Origin of the sequence: Micromonospora sp. NPDC127501, assembly GCF_040302185.1 — a bacterium.
GTDB lineage: Bacteria > Actinomycetota > Actinomycetes > Mycobacteriales > Micromonosporaceae > Micromonospora.
On the sequence record NZ_JBEORJ010000007.1, the window covers coordinates 164,577 to 185,801 of the forward strand.

23 protein-coding genes are annotated in these 21,225 nt (G+C 72.3%); 14 read left to right on the forward strand and 9 right to left on the reverse strand.

Annotation, left to right across the window (positions count from 1 at the left end; all coding sequences use genetic code 11):
• Both ABTW72_RS18340 and ABTW72_RS18345 read right to left on the reverse strand, forming a co-directional pair.
• On the reverse strand, window positions 1–474 hold the full coding sequence (locus ABTW72_RS18340) for a GNAT family N-acetyltransferase (RefSeq protein WP_350860224.1): 474 nt from the start codon (window positions 472–474) through the stop codon (window positions 1–3).
• A 10-nt stretch (window positions 475–484) separates the two neighbouring features.
• Window positions 485–1,078, reverse strand: a complete 594-nt coding sequence (locus tag ABTW72_RS18345) for a TetR/AcrR family transcriptional regulator (RefSeq protein WP_502892224.1) — start codon at window positions 1,076–1,078, stop codon at window positions 485–487.
• A gap of 141 nt (window positions 1,079–1,219) precedes the next feature.
• Here ABTW72_RS18345 and ABTW72_RS18350 point away from each other — a divergent pair, with 141 nt between their 5' ends.
• From ABTW72_RS18350 to ABTW72_RS18370, 5 genes are all read left to right on the forward strand, one after another.
• Window positions 1,220–2,239 (forward strand): aldo/keto reductase, encoded by a 1,020-nt coding sequence (locus tag ABTW72_RS18350; protein WP_350860225.1) that lies wholly within the window; start codon window positions 1,220–1,222, stop codon window positions 2,237–2,239.
• Window positions 2,240–2,252: 13 nt separating this feature from the next.
• Window positions 2,253–2,399 (forward strand): hypothetical protein, encoded by a 147-nt coding sequence (locus tag ABTW72_RS18355; protein WP_350860226.1) that lies wholly within the window; start codon window positions 2,253–2,255, stop codon window positions 2,397–2,399.
• 41 nt (window positions 2,400–2,440) lie between these two features.
• Window positions 2,441–3,235 (forward strand): class I SAM-dependent methyltransferase, encoded by a 795-nt coding sequence (locus ABTW72_RS18360; RefSeq protein WP_350860227.1) that lies wholly within the window; start codon window positions 2,441–2,443, stop codon window positions 3,233–3,235.
• Window positions 3,236–3,675: 440 nt separating this feature from the next.
• Window positions 3,676–3,945, forward strand: coding sequence for a hypothetical protein (locus tag ABTW72_RS18365; protein ID WP_350860228.1), 270 nt, complete (start codon window positions 3,676–3,678; stop codon window positions 3,943–3,945).
• Window positions 3,945–4,982: a hypothetical protein gene (locus tag ABTW72_RS18370; RefSeq protein WP_350860229.1), complete on the forward strand. Its 1,038-nt coding sequence runs from the start codon at window positions 3,945–3,947 to the stop codon at window positions 4,980–4,982. Before ABTW72_RS18365 ends, ABTW72_RS18370 begins: the two co-directional genes overlap by 1 nt.
• A 47-nt stretch (window positions 4,983–5,029) precedes the next feature.
• On the opposite strand, the gene ABTW72_RS18375 is transcribed toward ABTW72_RS18370, so the two are convergent.
• The gene (locus tag ABTW72_RS18375) at window positions 5,030–5,560 is read right to left on the reverse strand and encodes an SRPBCC family protein (RefSeq protein WP_350860230.1); all 531 of its coding nucleotides are present in this window, start codon (window positions 5,558–5,560) and stop codon (window positions 5,030–5,032) included.
• Entirely contained in the window at window positions 5,561–5,872 is a 312-nt protein-coding gene (locus ABTW72_RS18380; RefSeq protein WP_091409152.1) for an ArsR/SmtB family transcription factor, read from the reverse strand.
• A gap of 98 nt (window positions 5,873–5,970) precedes the next feature.
• Here ABTW72_RS18380 and ABTW72_RS18385 point away from each other — a divergent pair, with 98 nt between their 5' ends.
• Window positions 5,971–6,900: an LLM class F420-dependent oxidoreductase gene (locus ABTW72_RS18385; RefSeq protein ID WP_350860231.1), complete on the forward strand. Its 930-nt coding sequence runs from the start codon at window positions 5,971–5,973 to the stop codon at window positions 6,898–6,900.
• A 28-nt stretch (window positions 6,901–6,928) separates the two neighbouring features.
• Here ABTW72_RS18385 and ABTW72_RS18390 read toward each other — a convergent pair whose 3' ends face one another.
• Entirely contained in the window at window positions 6,929–7,351 is a 423-nt protein-coding gene (locus ABTW72_RS18390; RefSeq protein WP_350860232.1) for a hypothetical protein, read from the reverse strand.
• A 120-nt stretch (window positions 7,352–7,471) separates the two neighbouring features.
• Between ABTW72_RS18390 and ABTW72_RS18395 the strand changes: the two genes are divergently transcribed.
• Both ABTW72_RS18395 and ABTW72_RS18400 read left to right on the forward strand, forming a co-directional pair.
• Complete coding sequence (locus tag ABTW72_RS18395) at window positions 7,472–8,224, forward strand: hypothetical protein (RefSeq protein WP_350860233.1); 753 nt, start codon at window positions 7,472–7,474, stop codon at window positions 8,222–8,224.
• Window positions 8,221–9,492 (forward strand): FAD-binding protein, encoded by a 1,272-nt coding sequence (locus tag ABTW72_RS18400; RefSeq protein WP_350860234.1) that lies wholly within the window; start codon window positions 8,221–8,223, stop codon window positions 9,490–9,492. Before ABTW72_RS18395 ends, ABTW72_RS18400 begins: the two co-directional genes overlap by 4 nt.
• 133 nt (window positions 9,493–9,625) lie before the next feature.
• Here the strand turns inward: ABTW72_RS18400 and ABTW72_RS18405 are convergent, their stop codons facing one another.
• Both ABTW72_RS18405 and ABTW72_RS18410 read right to left on the reverse strand, forming a co-directional pair.
• On the reverse strand, window positions 9,626–10,771 hold the full coding sequence (locus ABTW72_RS18405) for a site-2 protease family protein (protein WP_350860235.1): 1,146 nt from the start codon (window positions 10,769–10,771) through the stop codon (window positions 9,626–9,628).
• 82 nt (window positions 10,772–10,853) lie between these two features.
• Window positions 10,854–11,789 carry an alpha/beta hydrolase gene (locus ABTW72_RS18410; RefSeq protein ID WP_350860236.1) on the reverse strand — a complete coding sequence of 312 codons (936 nt, stop codon included), beginning with the start codon at window positions 11,787–11,789 and terminating at the stop codon, window positions 10,854–10,856.
• Window positions 11,790–11,848: 59 nt separating this feature from the next.
• Between ABTW72_RS18410 and ABTW72_RS18415 the strand changes: the two genes are divergently transcribed.
• The 4 genes from ABTW72_RS18415 to ABTW72_RS18430 are packed head-to-tail and all read left to right on the forward strand — an operon-like array spanning window position 11,849 to window position 15,337.
• The gene (locus ABTW72_RS18415) at window positions 11,849–12,748 is read left to right on the forward strand and encodes an ABC transporter ATP-binding protein (RefSeq protein WP_350860237.1); all 900 of its coding nucleotides are present in this window, start codon (window positions 11,849–11,851) and stop codon (window positions 12,746–12,748) included.
• Between the two features lies 1 nt (window position 12,749).
• The gene (locus ABTW72_RS18420; protein ID WP_350860238.1) at window positions 12,750–13,550 is read left to right on the forward strand and encodes an ABC transporter permease; all 801 of its coding nucleotides are present in this window, start codon (window positions 12,750–12,752) and stop codon (window positions 13,548–13,550) included.
• A 27-nt stretch (window positions 13,551–13,577) separates the two neighbouring features.
• Window positions 13,578–14,708, forward strand: coding sequence for a sensor histidine kinase (locus tag ABTW72_RS18425; RefSeq protein WP_350860239.1), 1,131 nt, complete (start codon window positions 13,578–13,580; stop codon window positions 14,706–14,708).
• A complete protein-coding gene (locus tag ABTW72_RS18430) occupies window positions 14,705–15,337 on the forward strand; it encodes a response regulator transcription factor (RefSeq protein WP_350860241.1) in 633 nt (210 codons plus the stop codon). The genes ABTW72_RS18425 and ABTW72_RS18430 overlap by 4 nt, the downstream gene beginning before the upstream one ends.
• Before the next feature lie 16 nt (window positions 15,338–15,353).
• Here the strand turns inward: ABTW72_RS18430 and ABTW72_RS18435 are convergent, their stop codons facing one another.
• Together ABTW72_RS18435 and ABTW72_RS18440 are read right to left on the reverse strand one after the other, a co-directional pair.
• Entirely contained in the window at window positions 15,354–16,265 is a 912-nt protein-coding gene (locus ABTW72_RS18435; RefSeq protein WP_350860243.1) for a L,D-transpeptidase family protein, read from the reverse strand.
• A gap of 75 nt (window positions 16,266–16,340) precedes the next feature.
• Window positions 16,341–17,786, reverse strand: coding sequence for an alpha-amylase (locus ABTW72_RS18440; RefSeq protein WP_350860245.1), 1,446 nt, complete (start codon window positions 17,784–17,786; stop codon window positions 16,341–16,343).
• A gap of 280 nt (window positions 17,787–18,066) precedes the next feature.
• On the opposite strand from ABTW72_RS18440, the gene ABTW72_RS18445 reads away from it, so the two are divergent.
• Together ABTW72_RS18445 and ABTW72_RS18450 are read left to right on the forward strand one after the other, a co-directional pair.
• Window positions 18,067–19,713: a ferric reductase-like transmembrane domain-containing protein gene (locus tag ABTW72_RS18445; RefSeq protein WP_350860247.1), complete on the forward strand. Its 1,647-nt coding sequence runs from the start codon at window positions 18,067–18,069 to the stop codon at window positions 19,711–19,713.
• A complete protein-coding gene (locus tag ABTW72_RS18450; protein ID WP_350860249.1) occupies window positions 19,713–21,176 on the forward strand; it encodes an NADH-ubiquinone oxidoreductase-F iron-sulfur binding region domain-containing protein in 1,464 nt (487 codons plus the stop codon). The genes ABTW72_RS18445 and ABTW72_RS18450 overlap by 1 nt, the downstream gene beginning before the upstream one ends.
• Window positions 21,177–21,225 lie beyond the last annotated feature (49 nt).

The window sequence follows — 21,225 nt, forward strand, 5'->3', positions numbered from 1 at the left end:
TTACATTGACACTGTCCGAGCCTCGGTGGCGGTCGTCCTGGGTGCGCGGACCATGAACACGTCCACCGGGTCCTCGGTGTCGAGGGTGAATCCGTGCCGCTCGTACAGCCTCCGAGCCGGGCTGCCCCGCAGCACGTTCAGCCGCACCGGCGTGCCGAGGCGGTCGCACCGATTCAGCAGTTCGCGCAGCACGGCCGTGCCTATGCCACTGCCCTGTAGTCGCGGGGCCAGGTAGAAGTGCTCCAACCAGTGGGCGTCCGCGTCGGGCCGCAACGCCACGCAGCCGGCGAACGCGCCGTCCACCTCGACGACCCAGGTGTACGCCGGTGCGAACCCGTCGCGCAGGCGCTGCCGCACCCGCTGTTCGTCGTACCGCCCGAGCCGCTCCAGATCGGCCCGCAGCACCACCGCCCGCAACTCGGCCACCGCCTCGACGTCCGCCACCGAGGCCGGCCGAAGCTCCCAGTCCGTCATGATCAATAAGCTATCGCGGCCCGGCGCTCTGGCGTTGGCGCAGCCCCGCGACGAGGAGTTCCACCATGCGGCGCGCGTCGTAGCGGGGTTCGCCGGCGCCGATGCAGAGATTGCCGACACCGCGCAGCAACTCGAAGGCGGTCACGTCGGGGCGGATCTCGCCGGCTGCGGCGGCGGCGTCGAGCAGTTGGGCGCACACCGGCACGAGGCGGTCCAGAAAATAGGCGTGCAGGGTCTGGAAGGCCGCGTCGTCGGACTGGAGCGCCTCGGCGAGGCCGTGCTTGGTGACCAGGAAGTCGACGAAGAGGTTGATCCACTGGGCGAGGGCGGCGTGCGGTGTGCTGCTGTCGGCCAGCAGCGTCGGGCCCGCCTCCGCGCATGCCTCGACCTGGTGCCGGTAGACGGCGACGATGAGGTCGGCGCGGGTCGGAAAGTGGCGGTAGATGGTGCCCACGCCGACGCCGGCCCGAGCGGCGATGTCGCGTACGGGCGCGTCCACGCCCGAGGTGACGAAGGCAGCGGCGGCCGCGTCCAGCAGTGTCGCCTCGTTGCGCCGGGCGTCGGCCCGCTTCCGCGGGGTCGACCTCCCCGATTCGCTGTCGATGTCGGCCACCGCGCCGTTACCCCCGTCACTTGGCAAACGGAACACTGTTCCGTATCGTTTTTAGCGGAACGTGGTTCCACTTGCTCAGGATGCCAGAGCGGGTGGGCCAGTGTCACCTCACCCTTCCGTGGAGGAACAGCCATGCAGTACCGCACCCTGGGGCGCACCGGCGTCCAGGTCAGCACCCTCGTGCTCGGCGCGATGAACTTCGGCAAACTGGGTCACACCACCCAGGGCGAGGCGACGGCGATCGTCGACGCCGCGCTGGAAGCCGGGATCAACCTGATCGACACCGCCGACATGTACAGCCAGGGCGAGTCGGAGGAGATGGTCGGCAAGGCCATCGCCGGCCGCCGCGACGACATCGTGCTGGCCACGAAGGCCGGCATGCCGATGGGCGACGAGCGCAATCAGCGGGGCAGCTCGCGCCGCTGGCTGGTCACCGAGTTGGACAACAGCCTGCGCCGTCTCGGCGTCGATCACGTCGACCTCTACCAGATCCACCGGTGGGACCCGACCACCAGCGACGAGGAGACCCTGTCGGCGCTGACCGACCTGCAACGGGCGGGCAAGATCCGTTACTTCGGCTCCTCGACCTTCCCCGCCTACCGCATCGTGCAGGCCGAGTGGGCCGCGCGGGAACATCACCTGGGCCGGTACGTGACTGAGCAGCCCAGCTACTCGATCCTGCAACGGGGGATCGAGGCCCACGTCCTGCCCGTGACCGAGCAGTACGGGCTCGGCGTGCTCGCCTGGAGCCCGCTCGCCTCGGGCTGGCTCTCCGGTGCGATCCGCGCCGGCCGGGAGATCACCACCAGTCGCTCGGCGCTCCTGCCCGCCCGCTTCGACCTCAGCGTCCCGGCCAACCAGGCCCGGCTCCACGCCGTCGAGCAGCTGGCCACCGTCGCCGACGAGGCGGGGCTCACCCTGATCCAGCTCGCACTCGGGTTCGTCACGGCGCACCCGGCCGTGACCAGCGCGATCATCGGCCCCCGCACCATCGACCACCTGCACGCCCAACTCGCCGCCGCGGACACCGTGCTCCCGGCCGACGTGCTCGACGCGATCGACGCGATCGTCGCACCCGGGGTCGACCTCGCCGCAGCCGAGAAGTTCGACACTCCGCCCGCCCTGCTCGACCCGGCGCGGCGGCGTCGCTGAGCGTTCGGATGCGGTGATCGGCGCCGCGGGGGTGGTCGATCGGGACGGCGCGCAGACGGTCATTCTGCACCGGCTGGGCGGGGACGGCAGCTACGAGACGCGGGCGCGGATGCCGTTGGCCTGGCTGCTCCAGACCGCCCCCGCCGACCATCTCGACTGAACGCCAGCACCGACGACCCTGGCCTGTCGTATCGTTCCGGGATGGTGCAGCCGGTGTGGGCGAACGGTGACGCGTACGAGGCGTACGTGGGTCGGTGGAGCCGCCTGGTCGCTGTGGAGTTCCTGCGCGAATTGGCCGTTGCGCCGGAGCGGCACTGGCTCGACGTGGGCTGCGGCACCGGGGCGCTGACCTCGACGATCCTCAGCCACAACGACCCCGTCGAGATAACCGGCATCGACCCGTCGGAGGGTTTCGTCGCGGTCGCGCGTACCCGGGTCACCGACCCACGGGCGGCCTTCCAGGTCGGTGACGCGCGGGCTCTGCCGCTGCCCGATCGTGTCGCGGACGTGGTGGTCAGCGGATTGACGCTCAACTTCGTGCCGGAGCCCGCGCGGGCGGTGGCGGAGTTCGCCCGGGTGGTCCGGCCGGCCGGGGTGGTGGCCGCCTACGTCTGGGACTACGCCGAGGGGATGGCGATGATGCGGCACTTCTGGGCCGCCGCCGCACAGCTCGACCCGGCCTCGGCGAAGCTCAACGAGGGGAACCGCACCACTGTGTGCCAGCCCGACGCGCTCCGCGCGCTGTGGGAGCGGGCCGGTTTGCGGGACGTGTCGGTCTGGCCGGTCGTCGTGCCGACGACGTTCACCGACTTCGCCGACTACTGGACACCGTTCCTCGGCGGTCAGGGGTCGGCGCCGGGGTACGTCGCGACGTTGGCCGAACCCGACCGGGCCGCGCTGCGGGAGTCGCTGGCCGCCCGGCTGCCGGTCGAGCCGGACGGGTCGATCCGGCTCACCGCGCGGGCCTGGGCCGTACGGGGCACGCCGCCCGAGTAACCGTCGCGCCGAGCCTCGCCGGAGGTTGTCGCAATTCGGACAAGACGGTAAAGCCCCTGGTAGAGCACCCTTGGGGCAGGTGGAGGTAGACGGGTGGCGGGCCACATCCCGATCCTCCGGCCCGGCGGGGACAACATCGTCCCCACCGGTGCCGCCCACCCAGCCCGGCCTCAATGCCGCGGCGGTCACGGCACAGCTGCCGTGCCGATCGCGCGTACGACAGGCCGTGGCTGCCACCGACACCCCTGCGGGCGCCCGCAGCGGTGCCTCCGCCCACCGGGACAAGGACGTCAGCACCGTCGGTAGTCAGGCGACGCCGCCCACCGGCCGTGCCTGCCGTCCCCGTGCCCCGCCGGCCTTTCGCACTGTGGACCCCGCCGGGTCCGACGTCGCTGAACCGCGCGCCGGAGCCCTGGCGACCGAGCCAGAAAGGGCCCGACATGGCCGCTCCCACCGCAACCGCAGCCTTGAACGCATCCGTCTTCGCGCCGGGTGAGCAGATGCTGCTGACAGTCACCTACTCAGACGCCGACACCAAACCGCTGACCGTCACCATCGTGGTCACCGACGCGCAGGGCAACAGCAGCGCGCCGGTCAAGGTCACGGCGGTCATCGACCCGCTCACAGTGACCGTCGCCGACAACTCCGGACGTACCTGGACCCGGGTTTCCGACAACGGCTCCGTGGCCGTGTACCGGTCGGTGGCGTGATGCCCCGGGTCACCGTCCAGGTCCGCGACGCCGCCGGCAACACCGCGACGGCCGCCGCCGACTACAGCCTGGGCCAACCCGTGCTCGGCGGCTACTACCTCTCCGGTGGCGCCGACCCGACCGCCGACATGGCCGGCGGCAACTTCCGGTCGCTCACCCAGTACCGCAGCCTCGCCGACGGCTACATCTTCCCCGGCTACAACCGGCCCTGGCTGATCAGCCTGGGCAAGGCCGGGGTGCAGATGAACATGGTCCTGGAGCTGAAGCACTACGGCGCTTCGAGCAACGGACCGCAGAGCTTCGCGGTGGACGGCACCAGCTACACCGTGCCGGCGCCGACGATGACCATCCAGCAGCGACCCGGCGCGACCTGGCCGAAGGCGTACGGGTACGGCCAGGTGATCAAGGGGCAGTGTGACGGGTTGCTGGCCCGCGCCCTGTCGCAGTACCGGACGCTCGGTTTCGGGGTGAACATCCAGCTCGCCTCGGAATTGGACACCGATCACGAGTTCGGCACCACCGAGGACGGCAAGGCGTACACCTGGGCCGAGTCGGACGCTCGGGCGGTGCAGGCGATGAACTACATCCTGACGTGGTTCAAGGCACGGACGTTGCCGGCCGGGACGACCTTCTCGGTGGGGCTGGGCGGCTTCGACAGGGCCTGCTTCCAGCGCACCCACCCGGAGTCGCTGATGTCCCGCCTCGACTATCTCCAGTGGAACGCGTACGCCACCAACGCCAGCCACACCGCGCTGGCCCGGTTTCGCCGGACCAAGGACTGGGCGGTGGCGGACCTCGGCCCGGTGGCGCTGTCCCGACCGGTGATCATCGCCGAGTGGGGGGTCAGGTCGGCCGAGATCCCGGACCAGGCGGCCTGGATCGCCACGGTGCCGGCGGCGATCGCCCAGCTCAACGCCGAGCGTGGGCCACGGATCGTGCGCACCAACTACTTCAACTCCGGTTGGGGCACCCTGACGCCGAAGGCGACCGGGCTGGCCGCGCTCCGCGAGGCGTACGCCAAGCGGCCGTACGTCTGACCGGGTTCCGGCGGCTCCGGGCTCCGGGGCCGCCGGGACCGCACCGGTCAGCCTTCGGCGAGCCGTTCGGCGTACGCGTCGCGCAGCTCGGGCCAGCCGTAGTCCTTGGCCTCCGCGCCGCGGATCGGGCCGACCGGGTCGCCGTCGAGCAACCGGTCGGCCACGTCGAGGCAGAGGTGCCAGCCGGCCGCGACCATCGGCACCATGCCCCGGTCGCCGACGGTGTGCCGCAGAGTGAGCCGGGTGCCGCTGCCCAGTGGGCTCAGCTCCCAGCGCAGCAGGTCGTCGCCCCAGGTGTACTCCAGCAGGTGCGGCGGCTCGGCCCGGCGTACCGTCGCCGGGTCCTCCTGGGTGGTCTCGCCGTCGACGAGGGTGAGCACGGCGGTGCCGGCGTTGCCGAGATCGCGGTCGGCGAGGAACGGTGCCCACTGCGCGAGCTGGGCCGGGTCGGTCAGTGCCGCCCAGACGGTGGCTGGCGGATGCCGCAGGTCGCGGACGAAGACGAGGGTCGCGCCGGCGTCGGTGGGCTCGGCGCGCACGTCGGCGGGTGGGCTCGGGCGGAACGCGTCGCGGTCCATTCACTGCTCCTGACTGTCGAGGTGCCGTTCCAGGGCGTCCAGGTGTCGGGCCCAGAGCCGCCGGTACGGCTCAAGCCAGCCGTCGACGTCCCGCAGCGGCCCGGGGTCGAGGCGGTAGATCCGCTGTCGGGCGGCCGTCCGGCAGGTGACGAAGCCGGCGTCGCGAAGCACCCGCAGGTGTTTGGAGACGGCTGGCTGGCTGACCCCGAGCCCGTCGACCAGCTCGCCGACGCTGCGTTCGGCGTCGCGGAGCTGATCGAGGATCCGGCGCCGGGTGGGCTCGGCGAGGACGGTGAAGGCGTCGGTGGACACCTTCCCAATATGCCTCCTCCGTCATATGACTGTCAAAGCATACGACGACGGTCGCCGTCCCGACGCGCCGCCGCCGATCGGCTCCCTATGCTCGGATCATGGAACTTCGGATCTTCACCGAGCCCCAGCAGGGTGCCACCTACGACCAGTTGCTCGCCGTCGCCCGCTGCGCGGAGGACGCCGGCTACGGCGCGTTCTTCCGGTCCGACCACTACCTGATGATGGGTGACGTGAGCGGCGAGCCCGGCCCCACCGACGCGTGGACCACGCTCGCCGGCCTGGCCCGGGAGACCAGCCGTATCCGGCTCGGCACGCTGATGACCGCCGCCACCTTCCGGCTGCCCGGTCCGCTGGCGATCACCGTGGCGCAGGTCGACCAGATGAGCGGCGGCCGGGTGGAGCTGGGCATCGGCACCGGATGGTACGCCGAGGAGCACAGCGCGTACGGAATCCCGTTCCCGCCGCTGGGCGAGCGGTTCGAACGGCTGGAGGAGCAGCTCGCCGTGATCACCGGGCTCTGGGCCACGCCGCCGGGGGAGCGGTTCGACCACGACGGTCGGTACTACCCGGTCCGTGACTCGCCCGCACTGCCCAAGCCCGTGCAGCAGCCGCGTCCTCCGATCCTGCTCGGCGGGACGGGCCCGAAGCGCACCCCTCGGCTGGCCGCCCGCTACGCCGACGAGTTCAACCTGCCGTTCGCCTCGGTGCCGGACACGGCGGCGCAGTTCGACCGGGTCCGCGCGGCCTGCGTCGAGATCGGCCGGGACCCGGCCGGGATGGTCTGGTCCAACGCCCTGGTGCTCTGCTGCGGGCGCGACGACGCCGAGGTGGCCCGCCGGGCCGCCGCCATCGGCCGCGAACCCGACGAGCTGCGGGCCAACGGTCTGGCCGGGACGCCCGCCGAGGTGCTGGACACCATCGGCCGGTACGCGGAGATCGGCAGCGAGCGGCTCTACCTTCAGGTGCTGGACCTCAGCGACCTGGAGCACCTGGAGCTGGTCGCCAGCGAGGTGATGGCGAAGCTCTGAGTCGGTGGCCGTGGGACGACGCCGCCGGTCAGGCCCGGTGGACGCCCGTCCCGACCGCGTTCGGGTCGCCCAGCACGGTGTCCAGCCGCCCGTCGCGGTCACTGTCCACGTAGGTGATGTCCGGGATCCCGTCACCGTCCACGTCGATCTGGACGATGTCGGCGACGCCGTCACCGTCGAGGTCGGTGACCACCTCCACCGAACCGTCCAGGTGACGCGTCACGATCGACTGTGCGCCAGGGGCGCGCGGTGGCGGGCCGGGTGCCGGTACCGGCGTCGGGGCGGGCGCGGGTGCCGGTGTGGGCCGAGGGCCGGGAGTGGGCGACGGGTGGCTCGGAAACCCGCCGGCCGGCGGCGCGCTGGCCTGCTCGACCTCGGTGCCGGTGGGGTCCAGCTCCTCCTCGGAGGGGAAGACGTCACCTCGTGCGGCCGGATCGCGGTAGCTGCTCATGGGCGTAGGGTTCCCCGACGACGGCGGGAACAACCGTGCCCGATCGACCGGTGTCCTTGGTGCCCGGTCTGGCGGAAGATGTCGGGACCGACGCCACGGTCATGAAACGGGGGTCCGAGCGTGGAACTGCGCCGGAATCGGGGGGCCCGTGCGCTCGCCCTGGTCTGCGTACTCGGTGGAGTGCTCCTGTTGGTCTATCCCAGCGACGGCGCCCTGCTACGGACGATCATCGCGGTGGGAGCGATAGCGCTCGGCGCGGTGGCGCTGGTCAGCGCGATGCGGCCGTTCCGATTCAGGATCCACGCGGACGGGCTCAGCATCCGGCGGCCCGGCCTGCGTCGGGAGATCGGGTGGGCCGAGGTGGACGTGCTGGTCCTCGACGAGCCGCCGCGACGCGACGGCTACCCGAAACCTCCGCGACTGCTGATGGTGCCGGTGCAGGGTGTGCCGCGTGAGCTGGTGACCGCCCGCCATCCGCTCGACGGCCGAGCCGCAGTCGAGTTGCTCGTCCTCGACCAGGTCCGTGAGCAGCCCGAGCAGGTGTCGGCCGCGCTCACCCAATATGCCGGCAGCCGTTTCGTCGACCTGCTCGCGCTGCGTCGTGCCGCCTTCGAGACCCCGGAGCTCCCGGTCGGCCTGCGTGGCTACCAGATGGACCGGGTCGACCGGTTGATCCGACGTGGCCAGGACGCGCTGCTGTCCGGGGACGCGTCGGCCCGGCAGGCGGCCCGGGGAGAGATCGAACGCGCCACCACTGCCGGTCTGCCGATCGCCCAGCGTGGCTACAACACGTTCCAGACGGATACGGTTCTGGGCGCCCTCGTCACCGCGTTGGCCGACCACCAGAGCACCGATCGGGAGACCGCCACATGACCGCGCAGGGATCGCACGCCGCGTCGACCACTGACGTTCCGCGCCGCAACTGGGCCGGCAACGTGCGGTACGCCGCGAGGGCGTTCCACCGCCCCACCTCCGTCGACGAACTGCGCCGGCTCGTCGCCGGCAGCAGCCGGATCCGCGCGGTGGGCAGCGGGCACTCCTTCAACCGTATCGGCGACACCGACGGTGACCTGGTCAGCCTCGCCGGGCTGCCCCCGGTCGTCGAGGTGGACCACGAGCGGGGGCAGGTCACCGTGAGCGGCGCGCTGCGCTACGGCGACGTCGCCCGACAGCTGCACACCCAGGGGTACGCGCTGGCCAACCTCGCCTCGCTGCCGCACATCTCGGTGGCCGGCGCGGTGGCCACCGCCACCCACGGCTCCGGCCAGACCCACGGCAACCTGGCCAGCGCGGTCGCCGGCCTGGAGTTGGTCACCGCCGACGGCGATCTGCTCCGGGTCGACCGCGACACCGACACGTTCGCCGGCATGGTGGTCGGGCTCGGCGCGCTCGGCCTGGTCACCCGCGTGACAGTGGACGTCGTGCCGACCTTCGCGCTGCGTCAGTACGTACGCCTCGACCTGGACCGGACGGCGTTGGACGAGGCGCTCGGCTCGGCGTACAGCGTGAGTGTCTTCACCGACTTCCGTGAGCCCCGGCTGCGCGAGGTGTGGCGCAAGCAGGTGGCCGACCAGCCGCCACCCCCGGCGGACTGGCTGGGCACCACCGCCGCCAGCCAGCCCCGGCACCCGGTACTCGGTATGCCGGCGGAGAACTGCACCCCGCAGCTCGGCGAGCCGGGCCCGTGGCACGAGCGGCTGCCGCACTTCAAGCTCGGCTTCACCCCGAGCAGCGGCGACGAACTGCAGTCCGAGTACCACGTCGCGCGGACGGCGGCGGCGGACGCGCTCGCCGCGCTGGACGACCTGGCGGATCTGATCGCCCCGGTGCTGCTGGTGTCCGAGCTGCGGACGGTGGCGGCCGACGAGCTGTGGCTCAGCCCGAACTACCGGCGGGACAGCTTCGTGCTGCACTTCACCTGGGTCGACGACACCGCAGCGGTGCTGCCCGTGGTGGCCGCCGTGGAGGAGCGGCTGGCGCCCTTCGCGCCCCGCCCACACTGGGGCAAGGTCTTCGTCACCGACCCGGCCGAGCTGTCCGCTCGCTACCCGAGGTACGCCGACTTCGCCGCGCTCCTGGCCGACCTGGACCCGAAGGGCACGTTCCGCACCGAGGCCCTGGACCGCTACTTCCCCCGGTGACCGAGCGCGTGGGTTCGTCATCGCCCAGAGCACCGTCGCCGCCTCCAGCGTCAGCGAACGTGACGGTCGCCGCTTCCGTTGATCATGGGGTTGGCAGTGCCGAGGCCGGCGTGTCCTCCCGTCAACCCCATGATCAACGCGAGGGGGTGGAGGTGGGGGTGCGGAGGGTGCTGCGTTGGACGGCGCGGCTGATGTCGCTGGGGGAGACGATGCCGGTCAGGTGGCCGTCTTCGGTCACCACCAGCGCGCGGCCGTCGGCACACTCGGAGAGCCGGGGGAGCAGGTCGTTGAGCTGTTCACCGGGCTGGGCCAGCACCAGTTCGTCGGCCCGACAGGCCACCTCGGCCAGCGTGGTCGACGCCCGCCGCTCCGGTGGCACGCCCCGCACCCGGTCGACGGTGACCAGGCCGGTCGGTCGGCCGTCCTCGGTCAGCGGCAGCGCCGAATGCCGGTACGCGAACAGGTAGTGGTCGACGAAGTCCGCGACAGTCATCTGCGCCGAGGCGGTCTGCGGCTGCGGGGTCATCACATCGCCCACCCGAATCCCGCGCAGCGCGTTGCCGGTACGGGCCTGCCGCTCCTCCATCCCGGCGGCCCCGATCAGGAACCAGCCGATCAGCGCCAGCCAGAGCCCACCGAACCCGACCCCGGACAGGAACTGCCACAACCCCAGGCCGATCAGCAGCACACCCAGCACCCAGCCGGCCCGCGCGGCGACCACTGACGCTCGGGTCCGGTCACCGGTGGCCTTCCAGACCGCGGCACGCAGCAACCGACCACCGTCCAGGGGCGCGGCCGGCAGCACGTTGAAGACGGCCAGCAGCACGTTGATTCCCGCCAGCCAGGCCACCGCCCCGAACAGCAGCCCGCTCTGCCCGGCCAGCGCGAGCAGCGCCGCGATGGCACCGAAGAAGGCCCCGATCAACAGGCTGACCAGCGGGCCGACGCCCGCGATCCGCAATTCCGCGCCCGGGTCACGCGGCTCGCCCCGCAACTCGGCCACACCGCCGAACAGCCACAGCGTGATGCCGTCGACCTCCAGCCCGTTGCGCTTGGCCACCACCGCGTGCGACACCTCGTGGGCGAGCAGGCCGACGAAGAACACCACCGCCGCGGCCAGGCCCGCGATCAGGTACGCCACTGGCGAACGGTCCGGGTACGAACGGGGGAACTGGTTCGCCGCCAACCCCCACGCGATCAACGCGAAGATGACCAGCACGCTCCAGTTGACGCCGACCGGCACTCCCGCGACCCGGCCAAGCCGGAAACTGGCCCTCATCGCACCGAGATACCCCGCCTGACCGTGGGCATGCCCACCTGACCCAAGCTGGGGCCGTGCCGCCGGATGTCCCGAGCCCCGGTCAGCGGCGGGGGGCCTCGCTGGCGATGGTCGCCTCCCGGGGCAGGGCCGCCGCGCGCAGCGCCCAGTCCAGCGCGTAGTCGGCGATCTGCTCCCAGCCGTTCTGCCCGACGGTGAAGTGTGACCGGCCGGCGAACTGCTCGTACGCGGTGAGGGCCCGGGACTTCTGGTAGAGCCCGGCGTTGGCGCGGACCACCGACGCCGGCACCACGTGGTCGACCTCGCCGGCCATCAGCAGCAGCGGCGCCCGGTCGTTGCGCCCGACATCGACCCGGGCCGGCGAGCGCGGGTCGAGGTTGGCGAACGCACCCTCGAAGTAGACCCGCCCGGCGCCGGGGACGGCGTAGCGTCGCCACGCCCGGTCGGACTCCTCGCGGCTCATCGCGTTGCCGAAGGTGTAGGCGAAGTCGTCCTCAGTGAACGGGACGGCCTTGTTGCGGTTGGCGGGGCTGCGCAGGATCGGGAAGCCCGAGCGCAGCTGACTCAGCGGCACCTTGAGCACGCCCTTCACCTGCGCGGGGTGCACTCCGACCGCCGCGGCGCCGAGGCCCCGGTCGACGAGGATCTGGGTGAACAGGCCGCCGAACGAGTGCCCCATGATGATCGGCGGGCGGGGCAGCCCCCGGATGATCCGGTCGTAGTGCGCCACGATCGTGGCGATGCTCTGCTCGGCGATCGGGCCGGGATCGTCGCGCAGCTCTTCCACTGAGCGGTCCATGCCGGGCCAGGCGGGGGCGATGACGTGCATGCCGCGCTCGGTGTACCGCTGGGCCCACCCCTCCCAGCTGCGCGGCGTCATCCAGAGCCCGTGGATCAGCACGACCGTGTCGACCTGACCCTGCGGCGTGGCACCCATCGCGTCCTCCCGGTGTCGCGGCTCGGCCCGGCGGTTACCCGCTGTGTCCGTCCGGAATCCGGCCGCCCTGACAAATGTCACGCTCGGAGCGTGACGACCGCTCCGGGCATCGGGGTACGCCCCGCCGGAGCATCAGTGGCATGACCAGTACGCATCCGGCCGTCGAGTTGGACGGCCTCAGCAAGAGCTTCGGCGCGGTCACCGCTGTCGACGAGTTGACCCTACGGGTGCAGCCCGGCGAGGTGGTGGCGTTCCTCGGCCCGAACGGCGCGGGCAAGACCACCACGATCGACATGCTGCTCGGGCTGTCCCGCCCGGACAGGGGTACCGTCCGCGTCCTTGGCGGCACCCCGGACGACGCGGTGGCCCGAGGCCGGGTCGCCGCCGTACTCCAGACCGGCGGGCTGCTCAAGGACCTCACAGTGGGCGAGACGGTACGGATGACCGCGCACTTCTACCGGCACACCCGCCCCGCGGCGGAGGTGCTGGAGCGGGCCGGTATCACCGACATCGCCGACCGGGTGGTCGGACGCTGCTCGGGCGGTCAGCAGCAGCGACTGCGCTTCGCCCTGGCCCTGCTGCCCGACCCGGACCTGATGGTGCTCGACGAGCCGACCACCGGCATGGACGTCGAGGGGCGGCGGGACTTCTGGCAGGCCCTGCGCCGCGACGCCCGACGCGGGCGGACCGTCATCTTCGCCACCCACTACCTCGACGAGGCGGACGCGTACGCCGACCGGATCGTGCTGGTCCGGCAGGGGCGCATCGTCGCCGACGGCACCACCGCGGAGATCAAGAACCTGGCCGCCGGCCGTACCGTTCGGGCCACCCTGCCCGGCGCCGACCAGGCCGCGCTCGCCGCGCTGCCCGGCGTGGACGCCGTGGAGGTGCGCGGCGACAGCGTGCTGGTGCGGACCGGCGACTCGGACGCCATCGCCCGGCACCTGCTGACCCGGACCGCCGCCCGGGACGTCGAGATCACCTCCCGCAACCTCGAGGACGCCTTCCTCGCCCTGACCACAGCGCAGACCGGAGCCTGAGATGACCACCTCCACCCCCACCCGCGCCGCTGTCACCGGGCCGGACCGTCGGCTGCCCGCGCTGGGCGGGTTCGCTCCCGGCGCCCTGCTCATCGAGCTGCGCCGGGTGCTGCGCAACCGTCGCACCCTCGCCTTCACGCTGATCATGCCGGGCGTCTTCTTCCTCATCTTCGGCCTGCCGCAGGGCGGGCAGTCACTGGACAACGGTCGGCCGGTGACGGCGTACATCATGATCAGCCTGGCCGTCTACGCGGCCATGGTGGCGACCACCAGCGTCGGTGGCGCGGTGGCCACCGAGCGGGCGCTGGGCTGGAGCCGGCAACTGCGGCTCACCCCGCTGCGCCCGGCGGCGTACGTGGCGACCAAGCTGATCACCGCGATGAGTCTCGGTCTGCTCGCGGTCGTCATCGAGTTCCTGGTGGGCGCCGTGGCCGGCGTCCGTGTCCCGGCGTACGTCTGGCTGCTGTCCGGGCTCGCCGCCTGGGTCGGCTCGCTGGTCTTCGCCGCGTTCGGTCTCTTCATCGGCTACCTGGCGCCGGCCGAGAACGTCATGCAGATCATCGGCCCCGTCCTGGCGGTGCTGGCCATGTTCGGCGGGCTGTTCGTCCCGGTCGAGGTGCTGCCGGACGTGCTCCAGCAGGTCGCGAAGTTCACCCCGGTGTACGGCATGGGCGTGCTGGCCCGCGCCCCACTGACCGGTGACGGGGTGAGCCTGGCGGCGGTGGCGAACCTCGTCGTCTGGGCGCTGCTCTTCGGCGTCGGCGCGGCCCGGCTGTTCCGCCGGGACACCGCGCGGGTCTGACCGGCCGCGACCGCTAGCGTGAACCCGATGGACCTCTCGACCGGGCAGCCCTGGCCGGTGAGCCGCCACTGGCGGGTCACCGGCTGGCTGCTGGCCGCCGTCTGGCTGTTCTTCCTCAACGTGCCGCTCGCCACCGCGCTGCACCAGCCGGAGCCGTGGCGGCGGGTCCTCGGCGTGGTGGCCCTGGTCGTCTTCGGCATCGGTTACGTGTTGCTGTTCCAGTGGGCCCGCAAGCTGCGCCAGTCCCTGCTGCCGATCCCGGTGGGCCGGGCGCGGGCCGGGCTGGCGCTGCTGCTCGCGGTGGGCCTGGCCAGCCTTCCGGCCACCGAAGGGGACTGGCTGGCCACCCTGGTCTACGTGGCCGCGGCGGCGGTGTTCCTGCTGCCGCTGTGGGAGGCACTGGCCGCCGTGGTGCTCTGCGCGGTTACCCCCGTGCTGGCCTCCTGGCTGGTGCCGGGGTGGGAGGCGGAGAGCGGCATCGTCTTCGCGGTGCTGCTCGCCTCGTTCGCCATGTTCGGGGTGTCCCAGTTGGCCCAGCGCAACAGCGAACTCCGCGCCGCCCAACAGGAGATCGGTCGGCTCGCGGTCGCCGAGGAACGGTCCCGCGCCGCCCGCGACCTGCACGACATCCTCGGGCACTCGCTGACCGTGGTGGCGATCAAGGCCGAGTTGGCCGGGCGTCTGATCGAGGTCGATCGGGAGCGGGCCGCCACCGAGATCGCCGAGGTGGAGGCGCTGGCCCGGGCCGCGCTGGCCGACGTACGACAGACGGTCGGGGCGTACCGCGAGGTCAGCCTGGCCGCCGAGCTGGCCGGCGCCCGCTCCGCGCTGGCCGCGGCGGGCATCGCGGCGGACGTGTCGGCCGAGGTGCCGGAGCTGCCGGAGGAGTGGGACCGATTGTTCGGCTGGGCGGTACGGGAAGGGGTGACCAACGTGGTTCGGCACAGCGGGGCGCGGTGCTGCGTGATCCGGGTGTACGCGGATCGGGTCGACATCAGTGACGACGGTCGTGGACCGTCCACACCCGACCCGAGCGGGCACGGGCTGGTCGGCCTGCGGGAGCGGGCGCGGCGGCTGGACGCGGTGGTGACCGTCGGCCGTCGGCCGTCGGGCGACGGCTTTCTGCTGCGGGTGCACGCGCCGGGGGAGGCCCGGTGAGCGGCGGCTCCACGCCGATCCGGCTGCTGCTCGCCGACGACCAGGCGCTGGTCCGGGGTGCGCTGGCCGCTCTGCTCTCGCTGGAGGAGGACCTCACCGTGGTCGCCGAGGTCGGCCGGGGCGACGAGGTGGTGCCCGAGGCCCGACGCAGCGCTCCCGACGTCGCCCTGCTGGACGTGGAGATGCCCGGCCTGGACGGGATCGCCGCCACCGCGGCGTTGCGGGCCGCGCTGCCGACCTGCCGGGTGCTGGTGGTGACGACCTTCGGCCGGCCCGGCTACCTGCGTCGGGCGATGGAGGCCGGTGCGAGCGGTTTCGTGGTCAAGGACACCCCGGCCCGGCAGCTCGCCGACGCGGTCCGCCGGGTGCACGCCGGCCTGCGGGTGGTCGACCCGACGCTGGCCGCGGAGACGCTGGCCGCCGGGGTCAGCCCGCTGACCGAGCGGGAGACCGAGGTGCTGCGGACCGCCCGGGGCGGTGGCAGTGCCGCCGACCTGGCCAGGGCGTTGCACCTCTCCGAGGGGACGGTACGCAACCACCTGTCGGCGGCGATCGGCAAGACCGGTGCCCGTAACCGGGCCGACGCGATCCGGGTCGCCGAGCAGAACGGCTGGCTGCTCGGCGACTGACCGTGCCGGCCGGTGCTCAGGCGGTCGGCGGTGGGGCGGCCAGTTGGTCGACCACGACGACGCTGCTGCCGGGACGGACCTCGGCGAGCAGTTCCCGCTGACCGCTGCGGGTCAGCCGGATACAGCCGTTCGTGGTGTTCTCGCCCAGCTCGCCGTCGTGGTGCCAGGTGTGCACCCCGATGTGCGCGCCGCGCAGCCCGGACGGCACCGACTCCGGGTCGTCGGGCACCGAACCGAGGGCGTAGATGTCCACCCCGCCGTAGACCTCCTCCGGCGGTGGGGTTCGGCCCAGGATGAAGGTCCGCCCCAGTGGGGTCTCCTGGCCCGACTGGCCGAGGCTGACCTCCCAGGAGCGCACCGCCTTGCCGGCCCGGTACCAGGTGAGCCGGTGGACCTTGCGCTCCACAACGATCTGGTCGCGCAGCGGTACCGTCTCGAACCCGCCGGGCGGCAGCCAGGCGAGCCGGCGGTTGGCCGAGGGCAGCAGGACGGCCGTCCAGCCGGCGCGCCGCTGGGCGACCGGCATGGTCAGCTCGACACCTCTGATCGTCGGTTCGAGAAAGGCGCGCGGCCGACCGCCGGGCGCGTCGTACGCGGCGATCCGTCTGGTCGGGTGCACGCCGTCGGTCAGCGGTGTGACGTCCATGGTGTTCGGATCGGCGGGGAACCCTCCGGGAGCGGGGTCGTAGTCGACCACCGGCAACCCGTCCGGGGCGGGCGCGGCCGGGGGGATCGACTCCTCCGGGCTCTGCTCCACACTGCTCGGAGTGGGATCGGCTGCCACCACGTTGCGGTCGTCGGGGGCCGTCGAGGTCGGGGTGAGGGCCTGGCCGACCAGCAGCGCGGTCACCAGCAGCGCGGGTACGCCGATCGCGGCGGCCACCCAGACGCCGCGACGACGGTACGGAGTCTTTCGGTCAAACGGCACGAAACCACTCTATGGTGGCGGACGCTTCGGGGCCCCCGGTTCGGCGAGACCCGCCGTCCGGAGGCCCCGGTCGAATCAGATTCGTGCGCCGATGTGGATGGCCACGGCGTCGTGCGCCGGCACGTTCGCCGCGAACCAGCCGCCACCGTCCACCGTGATCACCGGTCCGCTGCACGTGCCACCCGCGTAGGTGCCGTGGATGACGTCGCAGTATCGACCGGCGGGCAGCCCCGTGTAGTAGGAGCGGCCGTTCACCGCGGCGTCCTCGTCGTTGACGGTGATGAAGCCCTTGCCGCTGCGGCTGAACGCGATGTGGTTGTTGCCGTTGTCGTACCAGTTGGCCACGCCGGCGCCCTCGGTGGCGTTGCGGAAGCCGACCATGTTGGCGATGACCGGCCAGCGGTGTTCGCACTCCCAGCCGGAGTAGCAGGTGGTGTTGAGCGTCTTGTTGGCGCCGTCCGACGGTGGGCCGGCGTCCCGGTTGCTGAAGGTGTAGCTGGACATGACGGTCGGGGAGCCGTACGGCCACGCCAGCATGAACGCGTTCGCCAGCGCGTAGATGCCCCGGTCGCGGTAGGTCAGCACCCCGCCGGAGTCGCGTTGGGTGTCGTGGTTGTCCACGAACACCGAGGCCGGACCGGTGGGCAGGTGCCCCCAGCCCTCGCCGAAGTTGCGCAGGTACGCCAACCGCTCGGAGCGGAACACCCGGGCCAGGTCCTTGCCGTAGCGGAACTCGTGCACGTCACCGTTGCCGGTGTACTCGGTCGGCTGCACCGGCTCACCGGCGCCGTGGATGACCTCCTGCACGATGTACGCGGAGCGCGACAGCTTGCCCCTGATGGCGGCGATGTCGGCGGCCGGCATGTGCTTGCTGGCGTCCATCCGGAAACCGTCGACGCCGAGCGAGAGCAGGTCGTTGAGGTACGAGGCGATCTTCGTGCGGACGTAGTCCGACTCGGTTTTCAGGTCCGAGAGGTTGACCAGCTCGCAGTTCTGCACCTCGTACCGGTCGTTGTAGTTGGCGATGTCGTCGCCGCCGTTGCGCCCGCAGTGGTGGAAGTCCTGGGTCTGGTAGATGCCCGGGTAGTCGTAGTGCGAGTAGGGCGAGCCGGCCCAGCCGGTGCCGCCGTTGTCCTGACCGGACATGTGGTTGATCACCGCGTCGACGATCACCTTGACTCCGGCCGCGTGGCAGGTGTTCACCATCGACTGGAACTGGGCCCGGGTGCCCTTGCGGGACTCGATCCGATAGCTGACCGGCTGGTACGCCAGCCACCACTGGTTGCCCCGCACGTGCTCCTGCGGGGGCGAGACCTGCACGTAGCCGTAGCCCTTCGGGCCGAGGGTGCTCTGACACTCGCTGGCCACCGAGGGCCAGTTCCACTCGAAGAGCTGGACGATGACCTTCTTGCCGCCGGACGGGGCGGCGACGGCCGGGGGTGCCGTCACGGCGGTGGGGACGAGCAGGCTGGCGATCAGGCCGAGGGCGAGGAGCGCCGAGCCGCGTCGACGTCGGTGCATGGGGACTCCTGACGGGAGCGGGAGCGGGGGTGGTGGTGCGGGGGTGGGGGAGTGCCGGCTTGCCGGAATCTTGCAAGCCTGGCTGAAATTTGCTGAAAGGTTACAAGCGTGTTGCAGCGACTGTCAATGCATGCACATTCGTCACTGTCCGGACCGCTGGCTGGGGCGGGTACAACGCACGGCCGCGCCCCTCGGTTCGATTCCGGCCCAGAAATTTCTGTCGGCGGGTGATCCGCGCGCCCCGCCGGTCCGTACTGGATGGGGGAGCAGGGGTCGGCCGGTGGTACGCCGCCGCGAGACGATCGAGGAGCAGATGGCCCGGGCACAGCAGGACAAGAAGGCGGCGACCGTCCGGACCAGCGAAAGCAGTCGGGGGGTGCGCACCCCGTCACGGTCGGCGAGCGCCCTGCTGATCGCGTCGGTGCTCGCCGCGCTCTGGGCGGCGATCATGCTGACCGGCACCGGTCAGACGGCGTACGCGTACGGCTTCTTCTTCACCGAGTTCTTCGCCGGGGTGGTCTCCCTGGTGGCGTTGAGCCTCACCGTGATGCTCGGCCTGCTCGCCACCGACCGGCTGGTGCTGCGCATCCCGCACCGGGTGCTGATGCAGTCGGCGCACCGGGCCACCGGTGTGCTGGGCGTTGCCGGGCTCGGCTTCCACGTCCTCACCAAGATCGCCACCGGGCGGGCGGCGGCGACCGACGCGCTGGTGCCGTTCGTCGGCGGCCGGGGGCTCTACGTCGGGCTCGGCACGGTGGCCGCGCTGCTGATGGTCAGCGTGATCTGGACCGGCATCATCCGGGCCCGCTTCGCCGGCGTCGGTCCGAAGTGGCTGTGGCGCACGCTGCACTCCACCGCGTACCTGGCCTGGCCGTTCGCCGTCTTTCACGGCCTCAACGCCGGTCGGGCCGCAGCGCCCTGGGTGATGTTCAGCTACCTCGGCTGCATCCTGCTGGTGGTGTTGGCCCTGCTGGTCCGGTTCTCGGTCACCATCGGTCGGCGCAGCCGCGAGCAGCACCAGGCCGCGGTGCGTAACGCGGTGATGGCCGGCCGGGCCGAGGAGGCGAAGACCGCCAGATCGCTGCTGGCCGGGTTGGGTCGGCGCAGCAAGGCCGCCGACAAGCGTCCCGCCTGGGCGGAGACCACCACCGCCACCTGGGCCGCGCCGGCCGCGCGACGTGACCCCGAACGGTTCACCGTCCCGGTGGTGCCCGAGCCCGGTTCCCTCGTCGAGCCGACCCGGCCGAGCCGACGTCGGCGGGAAGAGGAGCCGGCGGCCCGCCGCGACACCGAACGGTCCTCGCGCAGCCGGCGGGCCGAGGAGACCACGGCCAGCCGATCGGCCCGCCGCAGCGTGGAGGAGACCGGCACCCGTCGACGCGACGAGGAGGAGCTGGAGCCGGGCACCCGGCGGCGCGGCTCCCGCACCCGCGAGGAGGTCGTGCCGACCGGCCGGCGACGCGCCGACGAGCCCACCTCTGAGCGGTCCCGGCGCCGGTCCCGCAGCGAGGACGACGGCAGCCGCTACTCGGCGCCGCCGCGCTCGACCTTCGACGAGGCGGAGGAGCCGTGGGACAGCCCACGCCGGTGGCAGGCCGCCGAGCCCATCTCCGCCGGCCCGATCTCCGTCGAGCCGATCTCGGCCGGGCCGATCTCCAGCAGCCCCATCTCGTCGGCGCCGCGCAGCGGCAGCGGCCGGCACAGCGTCGAGGACGACCTGCCCGAGGAGCCGGACTACTGGCGTCCGCCGGCCCGGTACGTCCCGGACGAGGTGGCGCCGCCCGTCGACGACACCCCGACCCTTGTCGACCTGGCGTCCCGCCGCGCCAAGCGGGCAGCCGGCGAGGGTAAGTCCAAGCGCCGCAAGGCCAGCGCCGACGCGGTGGACGGGGCGTACTGGGCCGGGCTGCGGGGTGAGGCGAAGTGATGCGGACCGCCGTGCCACCGGTCGCCTGTGTCGGCGAACCGCGGCTCACCGCCGGCTTCGCCGAGTACGGCCGGCTGGACCTGCTCGCGCACGAGGAGGTGCACGGACCGATCGGCCCGATGGAGCCCGCGCAGTTGCTCCAGCTCGCCGAGGGCATGCAGCTCAAGGGCAAGGGCGGGGCGGGCTTCCCGTTCGCCCGCAAGATGCGCGCGGTGCTGGAGTCCTGCGAGCGGCAGGACCTGGCCGCCGTGGTGGTGGTCAACGCCACCGAGGGGGAGCCGGCCAGCTGGAAGGACAAGGTCCTGCTGACCCGCGCCCCGCACCTGATCCTGGACGGGGCGGCGCTGGCCGCGTACGCGCTGGACGCCGACGAGATCGTGATCGGCGTGGCGGACGACGGGGTCGGCCGGGACTCGCTGATGGACGCCCTCGACGAGCGCCGGATGCCGGTGCAGACGACGATCGTCACAGTGCCGCACCGGTTCATCTCCGGCGAGGGCGGCGCACTGGTCAACGGGATCAACGGGCTGCCGCACATCCCGCCGGGCACCAAGAAGCGCTCCAGCGACTCCGGGGTCAGCGGCCTGCCCACCCTGCTGTCCAACGCCGAGACGTTTGCCCAGCTCGCCGTCGGCGCCCGACTGGGCCCGTACGAGTACGCGGCGCTCGGCACCGACGACGAGCCGGGCACGGTGCTGCTCACCGTGACCGGCGCGGCGGGCCGACCGGCGGTGGTGGAGTGCACCGCCGGCATGCCGCTGCGCGACGTCCTCGACCTGTGCGAGGTGCCGGACGTCCAGGGCATCCTGATGGGCGGCTACCACGGCAAGTGGATCACCCCGGAGGCGGCGGAGAAGGCCGAGGTCTCCCGCAAGGGCTTGGCCGCGGTCGGCGGCACCCTGGGCGCGGGCATCATCGTTCCGCTCGGTGTCGACACCTGCCCGCTCGGCGAGGCCGCCCAGGTGGTGCGCTATCTGGCCGGCGAGTCCGCCGGCCAGTGCGGGCCGTGCAAGATGGGCCTGCCGGACCTGGCCCGCGCGGTGGACCTGGCCGTCGCCGGCAGCCAACCGGCCGACGTGGTGCGCGCCGCCGCCGGCGAGGTGAAGGGCCGGGGTGCGTGCAGCCACCCGGACGGCACCGCCCGCTTCGCGCTCTCCGCGATCGAGGTCTTCGCCGAGGACCTGCGGCTGCACAGCACCGGCGACGGCTGTGGCCGTCGGGTCAAGGGTGTGATGGGCCTGCCGGGCGCACCCGACGCGAACCCGCAGAAGCTCACCCTGGACTGGTCCCGCTGCGACGGGCACGGCCTGTGCGCGCACGTCGTACCGGACTTCATCCGGCTCGACGCGAACGGATATCCCGCCTTCCCGGCCACCCCCGTGCCGACCTGGCTGCGTGAGGGCGCGCTGAAGGCGGTCAAGGTCTGCCCGGAGCTGGCTCTCCGACTCGCCAAGGCCGAATAGCGAAGCGTCAGGCCCAGCATGGGTCCCTTCCGGACCGGAACGGAGAAGC